Source organism: Streptomyces sp. NPDC057963 (genome assembly GCF_042887155.1).
In the GTDB taxonomy this organism is placed as follows: domain Bacteria; phylum Actinomycetota; class Actinomycetes; order Streptomycetales; family Streptomycetaceae; genus Streptomyces.
In genome coordinates, this window is record NZ_JBHVPX010000042.1 from 24,129 (window position 1) to 33,141 (window position 9,013).

5 protein-coding genes are annotated in these 9,013 nt (G+C 71.1%); 2 read left to right on the top strand and 3 right to left on the bottom strand.

Annotated elements, in window-relative coordinates; genetic code table 11:
• Positions 1-33: 33 nt before the first annotated feature.
• Positions 34-1,251 (top strand): PucR family transcriptional regulator, encoded by a 1,218-nt coding sequence (locus ACFVT1_RS39385; RefSeq protein ID WP_389805196.1) that lies wholly within the window; start codon positions 34-36, stop codon positions 1,249-1,251.
• A 536-nt stretch (positions 1,252-1,787) separates the two neighbouring features.
• On the opposite strand, the gene ACFVT1_RS39390 is transcribed toward ACFVT1_RS39385, so the two are convergent.
• On the bottom strand, positions 1,788-4,094 hold the full coding sequence (locus tag ACFVT1_RS39390) for a M20/M25/M40 family metallo-hydrolase (protein WP_389805199.1): 2,307 nt from the start codon (positions 4,092-4,094) through the stop codon (positions 1,788-1,790).
• Between the two features lie 715 nt (positions 4,095-4,809).
• Here ACFVT1_RS39390 and ACFVT1_RS39395 point away from each other — a divergent pair.
• Positions 4,810-5,394, top strand: coding sequence for a GrpB family protein (locus tag ACFVT1_RS39395; protein WP_389805201.1), 585 nt, complete (start codon positions 4,810-4,812; stop codon positions 5,392-5,394).
• A gap of 247 nt (positions 5,395-5,641) precedes the next feature.
• Here ACFVT1_RS39395 and ACFVT1_RS39400 read toward each other — a convergent pair whose 3' ends face one another.
• Together ACFVT1_RS39400 and ACFVT1_RS39405 are read right to left on the bottom strand one after the other, a co-directional pair.
• Positions 5,642-6,250: a DJ-1/PfpI family protein gene (locus tag ACFVT1_RS39400; RefSeq protein WP_389805204.1), complete on the bottom strand. Its 609-nt coding sequence runs from the start codon at positions 6,248-6,250 to the stop codon at positions 5,642-5,644.
• 485 nt (positions 6,251-6,735) lie between these two features.
• Positions 6,736-8,895 (bottom strand): DEAD/DEAH box helicase, encoded by a 2,160-nt coding sequence (locus ACFVT1_RS39405; protein ID WP_389805205.1) that lies wholly within the window; start codon positions 8,893-8,895, stop codon positions 6,736-6,738.
• Positions 8,896-9,013 lie beyond the last annotated feature (118 nt).

Below are 9,013 nucleotides of genomic sequence, written 5' to 3' on the forward strand. Positions count from 1 at the left end.
CGCCGAGGCCAATGGGCCTCTACCATGCACGACATGGTCTCCGAACTGCAGCAGTTGATCGATGCGCTCAGCGCGCGGCTGGGTCGGTCCGTGGCCATGGACGATGCCCGCATCCGGCTGCTCGCCCACACCGCGCACACCGGCGACGTCGACGAAGCCCGTATCGAGTCGATCATGCACCGCGGGGTGTCGGCCGCGTTGTCCGCCCACGTCGCCCGGCACGGTGCCGCCCGGGCCGCCGATGTCTTCACCGTCCCGCCGTGCCCGGAGATCGGCTTCACGGTGGAGCGGACCGGTATGCCGGTCCGGTACAACGGGGCACTGCAGGGGTACCTCTGGCTGATCGGCCCCGCCACTCCGAGGGACGCCGAGGCGCTGCGGGAGGCAGCCGGGCAGGCCGCCTTGATCCTGCACCGCGATCACCTGGCCGACGAGGTCTCCCGCAGCCACGAACGCGAGCACGTCCGTGATCTGGTCGCCCCCGACCCCTCGGTCCGGGACGAGGCCGCCGCCGCGCTCGTCGAGGAGGGGCTTGCCGTGGCCGGACCGGTCGCCGCCCTGGTGGCCACGGCGTCGCGCAGGGCCGGGGAACCGCTCTCCGAACAGCAACGGCTGGCCCTCGACCTCTCGCTCGACCACACCCGGCGGAGGCTGCCGCCCGCCCGCGCCCTCGTCCTGTCCCGGCCGGACCACGCCCTGCTGCTCACCATCTGGCCGGGCGGCCGGAGTGAGGGCATCGAACGCACCGTCGGCGAGTTGGCCGGCGTCCTGCACGAGAAACTCGTCACCGAACTCGGCACCGGCCCGCAGGCGTTGTGCTGGGTCGGCACCAGCGGGACACACCGCCGCCTGACCGAGGCCCACGTCTCCTACCGGGAGGCCCGTCAGGCCACCGATGTCGCACGTGCCACCGGTGTGATGGGCCCGGTGGCCGCCTATCCGCGCCTGGGGGTCTACGCGTTGCTGACGAAGCTCGCACCGGATGAACTGGCCGAGAGTATCCACCCCGGCCTGCGCCGGCTGCTGGAGCCGGGGTCCGGGCACCAGGACCTGGTCGAGACCCTGCGCACCTACCTCGACCACGCCGGCGACGCCCAGCGGGCCGCCGCCCGGCTGCACGTCCACCGCTCCACGCTCTACCAGCGGCTACGGCGCATCGAGGAGCTGACCGGCCTGAACATGTCCCACGGAGACGATCGGCTCACCGCCCACCTCGGCCTGAAAATGGCGCAGTTGCACCGCCCGGTGTGACGCTCCGGCCGCCCTCGGCACACGGCCGCCCGGGGCCCACAAGGGTGGTGCCCGGCTCGGAGGAAGGCTGTACACACGATGCCTGGCCGTGTCATGCGCCGGGCGTTCGCGTCCGCGGGGTCGTCGGGGCCCTGGCCGATCGCACGGTCGGGACCCCGGCCCTCGTGGGCGTCAGTCAGGTCCTCGGTGGTCAGCGTGTTGTTCCGGCCGAGCACGATGCGGTCGTACTCGGTGAGATCGGCGTCGAGTGCGAAGAGGTCGCTGGTCCCGGGGGCAAGTGGCCGGCGATCGGCGATGTGAACCCGGTCGGTGCCTGCGCAGATGCCGGGACCGGGGAAGCGGGGCGGTACCACCGTGGTGACCGGTGGTACCGCCCCGTTCCGGACCCGAGGTGCGCCCCCGTCGGGCCGCCGCCAGCCCGTGTCCGCTCGCTGATGGAGAGGCCCGGCGGGCCTCTCCGACTCCGTCCGGACCGAAGTGCCGCGGCGGTCGCCGGCACGGATGGTTGCGTGAGACGGGCCTTTCATGTGGTGCGGTCAGAACCGGAAGGTCCGCACGACGAAGGTCTGTCCGGCGACCGACGGCCAGCCCGCCCAGCTCTGGTCCACGGTCAGGGCGGGCGCGCCGGCCCCGTCCGGCAGGCCGACCGCGGTGGACACCACGCGGAGCGGCAGGGGGCCCTTGCCACGGGTGCGGATGGTGACGTCGATGCCGTCGGCGGGCGGCGCGGCGTAGCTGAAGCTCCAGCCCCAGCCGCCCTCCGGGTGCTCGGGTCCGCCGGTGAGCTTCGCGCCCTCGACGGTGGCGTCGAGGATCCTGTGGGCGCCGGTGCCGGCGTGGACGTCGATGCTGTGGGCGCCGGCGGGGGCCTGGATACGGACCCGGATCGTGCGTACGCCGCCGGCCTCGGTGGTTGAGGCGTTCACGGCACGCGGGACGTCCAGCGGGGCGGCCTTGGCCGCTCCGTGCGCGAGCGCGGCATCGCCCAGCGGGGGGATGCTGTCGCCATAGCGGGTCGGCTCACCGGTGAGCAGCTTGCCGACGGCGGGCTGGGAGGTGTCGCCGAGGCTGACCCAGGTGGCCTTGTCCGTGTCGGACTCCAGGACGTACCCGAGGCTGACCGGCCGGGGCTCGTCGGCGCTGTAGTCGTCGAGGGCCGTGCCCACGCCCAGCGTGCCCGCGCCTGCCACCGCCACCGCGAGCACTCCGGCGATGACCGCCCGGCGCGGGGGAAGCGGCTCCAGCAGACTCAGCAGCAACGCTGCGAGCAGCGCCGCGAGGACCAGCGGAGCGGCGGTGAGCGTCAGTCCCAGGGCGGGCAGCAGCAGGAGCACGACCGGCAGGACGAGTGCCACCGCCGGTACGGCGGTCACCGCTGCGGCCGCTGCCCGCCACGGGGAGTCCTCGGGCAGGAATCCCAGTGTCACGGCGACGACGGCCAGTCCGATCAGCGCCGGCCAGGTGAAGAGGTAGGCGCCCGCGGGCAGCAGCACGGCGCAGACGACCGCGAGGAGTGCGAACCAGCCCAGCACACCTACCACGATGTCCAGCGGCGACGCCTTGCGGCGGGCCCAGCAGTACCAGGCGACGAGCAGTACCAGGAGCAGCAGCGCCTCACCCCACGCGTACCGGCCGAGGTGGTACACACTGCCTTCACCGAGCGCGAAGTCCGGTCGGGCCAGGCTGAGCGCCCACCACCCTGCCAGGCCGATCAGCGCCGCACCGATCAGTGTGAGCGGGAAGGCCGCGGCGGCCCGTCCGACCGCGCGGGGCGACAGTCCTCGGCGCCGGCCGAACCACAGCAGCAGGGGCACGCCCAGGGCGGCCACCACGGCGAGCGGCAGGACCAGCCATGCCGGGTAGGACACGACGGTGCCGAACAGGGAGAAGTACGTGGCGTCCGAACCGCTCTGTGCGAGGTCGGTGCCGCCGAGTTGGCGGATCGCTCCGAGTGCCGCGTCTCCCATGTCCTGCACGCTCGCCCGGTCGAGCCGGTCGATGCTGTCGTGGGCGGTGTGGTAGTGCCCGGAGCCGTCCATGAAGGCGAAGTTGAGACCGCGCATGCCGGCCTCGTCGAAGACCGTCAGGTCGGTGTCGTTGGGCAGTTGGTCGTAGATCGCGGCGGAGAACGACGTGGTGAGTGCTCCGGAGGCCCGCACGGCGGGGGTGAGGCCGGTGCCCGCCATCTGGAACATCATGACGGGCCCGGAGGGGCCGCGGCCCTCCATGTTCACCACGACGGTCTGCTGGGGGTCGGCGGCCCGGCGCGTACCGGCCTCCGCGTCGACGAAGGCCTGCGCGCCGAGCAGCCCTTGTTCCTCGCCGTCGGTGAAGAGGATCTCGATGTCGTTGCGGAGCCGCGGTCCGGCCTTGAGGACGCGGGCGATTTCCAGGATCGCGGCGACGTTGGAGCCGTCGTCGGCGGCGCCCGGGGCGATCGGCACGGAGTCGTAGTGGGCGACGACGAGGACCCGGCCGGTGGGCTTGCTGCCGGGGATCGTGGCGTGGATGTTGGATACGGATCCGACGATGGCCGGGTAGTCGTCGGTGTGGGAGGGGGCGACCCGGGTCTGGACCTCCGGCCGCAGACCGAGCTCGCCCAACTCACCGACGAGATACTCCCGTACGTCCGACTGCGCGGCCGAGCCCACCGGGTGCGGGACCTTCGCGATGCCGTCGAGCCGGGCGACGGCACGGGTCGCCGAGAAGTCGTCGGCGGGGGCGGAGGCCGGCCGGGGTTCGGAGGTACGCAACGGCAGCGTGGCCACAACAGCGGTGAGGAACAGCAGCAGCAGGACGGCCAGAGCCGGCGTCCGGCTGCGTATCTTGGTCAGGATCTGCACAGATGTACCTCATTGCGGCAGTGGGGGTGGGAGTGGGAGCACGGTGCCGGTGCGCGCCGGGCTGCCACGTCGAACGCGATGAGTGGCTGCTCGGCGGCGGGGCGCCCGTCGGCGTGGTCGCACAGCCAGAACCGGTCCGTGCCGGTCCATGCCGGTCGGTGTCCGGGAGCATCTCGGAGACGGCGAAACTGCCCGAACCGGTCTCGGCAGCCCTGCGATCGGCTTGGCCCGCAGATCTACCAGGTGGAGGCGGTGGAAGTCCACTGCATTGAAACGGTGTTGGGGCGGCACCGCAGGAACACTGCACGGCAGAGCCGCCCCACCACCGGACTCCGGAATACATCTGTCGCTCACATCGACCGGAACATTCGGCATCTGCTGATTGATGTCGCCGGCCGGAACCAAACAGCATGGAGGGGCAGCTTCTCCGCTCCACAACACATCCCCCACGGCGCAACACCACACATGCCGTTGTGTTGCGCGCAGGAGGAGGCTGCCGGGAAGGCAGGCCGGGAGTCAAGGATGGGTTCGGATGAGTGGGAGGAGGTCGTCGGCAGCCGTGCAGGGCGGCTCCACGATTCGTCAGCTCCCTGCCGTGCCACCAGGGCACACCAGTCCTGCCCCGGCGACCTGCCCGGCACCCGGCGGGAACTGATCCACCCCCTGGCACCGCACCTCGCGCTTCGCCGCGATGCCCTCACGTAGGGTTGATCGGATGGCGAACAACGACCGACAACCGGTGCACACGGAAGAAGGCAACCCCTGGGTACATGGCGCCCCGACGGTCGAACACCTTGAGGTGGTTCCGTACGACGAGGAATGGCCCGGCCGGTATACGGCCCTCGAAGCCCGGATCAGGGAGGCGCTGGGGAGCAGGGCTCTCGAAATCGTCCATGTCGGTTCCACCGCGGTGCCGGGCCTCGCGGCCAAGGACATCATCGACATCGATCTCACCGTCGCGGACCCGCGCCGGGAGGAAACGTATGTTCCGCCCCTCACGGCACTCGGCTACGACCTCACGGTGCGCGAGCCGTGGTGGCACGAGCATCGCATGCTCCGACTCGCGCACCCACGCGTGAATCTTCACGTGTTCGGACCAGGTACGCCCGAACTCTCGCGGCACCTGATGTTCCGGGACTGGCTGCGGTCGCACCCGGACGACCGTGACCTGTACGCGAAGGCGAAAGCAGCCGCCGCGCCCGGCGCCCGCCATGCAATGGAGTACAACTCCAGGAAACACACGGTGGTGGAGCAGATCTATGAACGGATGCACGCGGAGCAGCAGCGGCGTGCTCTCTGACCCGCGCGGCGGGGCGTAGGCGCGTTGGTTTCTGCTGTCGCGGTTTGACGGTGTCCGTGTTGCGGGTTGTGCGGATGTCGTGGCGCGAGGACGGCCGGGTGTGTTCTTGCGCCCTGGTGACCGTCCGGAAGCGCCACGACCGGACCGGCTCCGGGATTGCGCCGCCGGACAGGCGGTCGACGTTCGGACGGATCACGGTAGATCGGGTCGGGGTGCGGTCGGCCCCGGAAAGGCTGACCGCGGGGCATCAGCGCAGTGCAACCTCGCCCGCGTGGACGGCACGCACGGCACGCTCGACCGTCTCCCGATTCTCGCCGACCGGAGCCACGTAGTCGATGACGTCTCGCGCGGCTTCCTCCCCGAGCACTCGGGTGATCACCCACGTGGCGAGATACTGGGACGCCAGGCAACCGCCCGCCGTAGCGATGTTTCCCTCGGCGTGGAACGGCGCGTCCAGCACGGTGACGTCGCAGGCTTCGACAAAGGGCCGGCTCTTCATGTCCGTGCTGGCCGGCATGCCGGCCAGCAACCCGAGCCGGGCGAGCACCAGCGCGCCGGAGCACTGCGCACCGATCAGCTGGCGCGCCGGGTCGAGCGGCAGCCTGGAGATCAGCCGGTCGTCGGCGACCACGTCTCGCGTCTTCACCCCGCTACCGATCAGCACGACATCGGCTTCGGTCACGAACTCCATAGGGCGCTGCCCGGTCACCTCGACGCCGTTCATCGACGTGACCACCGGCGTGGGCGTCGTGATGAAGGCTTCCAAGCCGTCCTTGCGGCACCGGTTGATCAGCGCGGAAGCAACGAAGCTGTCGATCTCGTTGAACCCGTCGAAGGTGACCACGGCTACCTGCATCACAACTCCTTCACGCACGGCATCGGACGTCCAGTCTGCCTGACGCACCGTTCCGGGGCGAGAGCCGATCGGCGGAGCGGCCCTGACCCGGAGGTGTCCGGAGGGACATCCTGGACCACTACCGGTTCAACTCCCCTGGCCGGCGGGCCCGGCCAGGGGCTGCGTCCTCTGCGTGACAGCGATGCGCCCGAGGACGTCGATCTGGACGAGGAGTGAATGCGGTCGCACCAGGAAGATGGTGACGGTGGTCAGGTGGTCCGGTCAGGCAACTGGCACGATGCGGGCTGAGCCGCGTCCATCCGGCCCAGCCCGCACCTGTGTTGCGCCCGGCGCGTCCCCTCGGCGCTGCATGTCCGTTCGCCGTGGCCATACGAGAACAGGGCCAATTCTGCTGCCCACTGGTCGAGAGAAAGGCAGGCAAGCACCCCTGTCGGATTCGAACCGACGGCCTTCGCGCGACGAGTGCCGCGATCAGCGCGGCCCGCTCACCCGGCCAGAGCCAGGGTGAGCGGGAGTACCTGGTCGACTCCGGTCTGACGCAGGAGGCGTGCGCCTACGGCCAGGGTCCAGCCCGAGTCGGTGTAGTCGTCGACGAGCAGGACCGGTCCCGGGGTGCCGGCCAGGGCGGTCGCGAGTTCGTCGGGCACGGTGAACGCGGTGGCCAGGGCTCGCAGCCGCTGAGCGGAGTTGCTGCGGTGCACCGCGTGTTCGCCGGCCTGCGGGGTGTGGGCGAGGCTGCCCAGCAGCGGCAGCCGGCCGACCCGGGCCAGCCCGTCGGCGAGCGAGGCCACCAGCTGCGGCCGGGTGCGGGAGGGCATGGAGACGATCCCCACGGGCCGCGCCATCGCGTCGGGGGAGCCGCTGGCCCAGCCGCCCGGCGAGCGGGCCCAGTCGGCCACCACGGTCACGACGGCGGCCAGCACGTCATCCGGAACCGGCCCGTCGGCGGCCTGGTCCGACAGGAGCGGGCGCAGGCGGTTGCCCCAACCGATGTCCGACAGCCTGCCCAGTGCTCGCCCTGTGACTGCCTGCTGGCCCACGGGGATACGGCCCTTGAGGTCCATTCCGACCGCGGCGAGCCCCGTCGGCCACATCTTGCGGGGCTCGACCTCGACCCCCGGGCGGTCCAGCTCACCGGTCGCCGCCGCGAGGGCCCCGGGAGAGACGGCCGGATCGAGCCACGGCCCTGCGCAGGAGTCGCAGCGACCGCAGGGCACCGCCTTCTCGTCATCGAGCTGCCGCTGCAGGAACTCCATCCGGCACCCCGTGGTCGCCACGTAGTCCCGCATGGCCTGCTGCTCGGCTTCGCGCTGCCGGGCCACCCACGCATACCGCTGCGCGTCGTACGCCCACGGCTGTCCCGTCGCCGTCCAGCCCCCCTTCACGCGCCGGACCGCCCCGTCCACGTCCAGGACCTTCAGCATCGTCTCCAGACGCGAACGCCGAAGATCCACCAACGGCTCCAGTGCCGGCAGCGACAACGGACGCCCCGCCTCCTCCAGTACCGCCAGCGTGCGCCGCACCTGTTCTTCGGGCGGGAAGCCCACCGAAGCGAAGTACGCCCAGATCGCCTCGTCCTCCTTGCCCGGGAGCAGCAGCACATCCGCATGGTCCACACCGCGCCCCGCACGCCCCACCTGCTGGTAGTACGCAATCGGGGACGAGGGCGACCCCAGGTGCACCACGAACCCCAGGTCCGGCTTGTCGAAGCCCATGCCCAGCGCCGAGGTCGCCACCAGCGCCTTGACCCGGTTCGCCAGCAGATCCTCCTCCGCCTGCAACCGATCGGCGTTCTCCGTCTTCCCCGTGTAGGAAGCCACCGGATACCCGCGCTGCCGCAGGAACGCCGCGACCTCCTCCGCCGCCGCCACCGTCAGCGTGTAGATGATCCCCGAACCCGGCAGATCCCCCAGCCGCTCCCCCAGCCACGCCAGCCGATGTGCCGCACCCGGCAACTCCAGCACACCCAACCGCAGGCTCTCCCGGTCCAGCGGCCCCCGCAGAACCAGAGCGTCCCCACTCCCCGTGCCCAACTGCTCCGCCACATCCGCGGTCACCCGTGCGTTCGCGGTCGCCGTCGTGGCCAGCACCGGCACCCCGGCCGGCAACTCCACCAGCATCGTGCGCAACCGACGGTAGTCAGGCCGGAAGTCATGCCCCCAGTCGGAAATACAGTGCGCCTCGTCGACCACCAGCAGACCCGTCGTGGCCGCGAGCTTGGGCAGCACCTGATCGCGAAAATCCACAGAGTTGAGACGCTCGGGACTGACGAGGAGAACGTCGGTCTCACCGCGCTCGACCTCCCCGTAGACGGTGTCCCACTCCTCCGGGTTGGCCGAGTTGATCGTCCGCGCCCGGATACCGGCCCGCGCCGCCGACTCGACCTGGTTGCGCATCAGCGCCAGCAGCGGCGAGATGATCACCGTCGGACCGGAACCACGACGGCGCAGCAGAGCGGTGGCGACAAAGTACACCGCCGACTTGCCCCAGCCGGTTCGCTGCACCACCAGCGCCCGCCGACGCTCCTCCACCAGGGCCGCCACCGCCTGCCACTGGTCCTCCCGCAGCCGCGCCGAACCCCCCGGGGCACCGACGAGCTCAGCGAGGATGGCGTCGGCTTCAGCGCGGAGCTCCAGGTTGTCCATGCCCCCATGCAACCCGATGACACTGACAATCAGCCAATTCACTCAACGTGACACGCTGCTCACCCTTCACCCACCGGCCATGCGCCGCTCGGGGTCGGTCGGGGCTGAGCACTCAGCC

Excerpts from the sequence above, each read along its gene's own strand:
- ACFVT1_RS39385 (WP_389805196.1), top strand. The coding sequence starts at position 34 with ATGGTCTCCGAACTGCAGCAGTTGATCGATGCGCTCAGCGCGCGGCTG.
- ACFVT1_RS39395 (WP_389805201.1), top strand. The coding sequence starts at position 4,810 with ATGGCGAACAACGACCGACAACCGGTGCACACGGAAGAAGGCAACCCC.
- ACFVT1_RS39400 (WP_389805204.1), bottom strand. The coding sequence starts at position 6,250 with ATGCAGGTAGCCGTGGTCACCTTCGACGGGTTCAACGAGATCGACAGC.
- ACFVT1_RS39405 (WP_389805205.1), bottom strand. The coding sequence starts at position 8,895 with ATGGACAACCTGGAGCTCCGCGCTGAAGCCGACGCCATCCTCGCTGAG.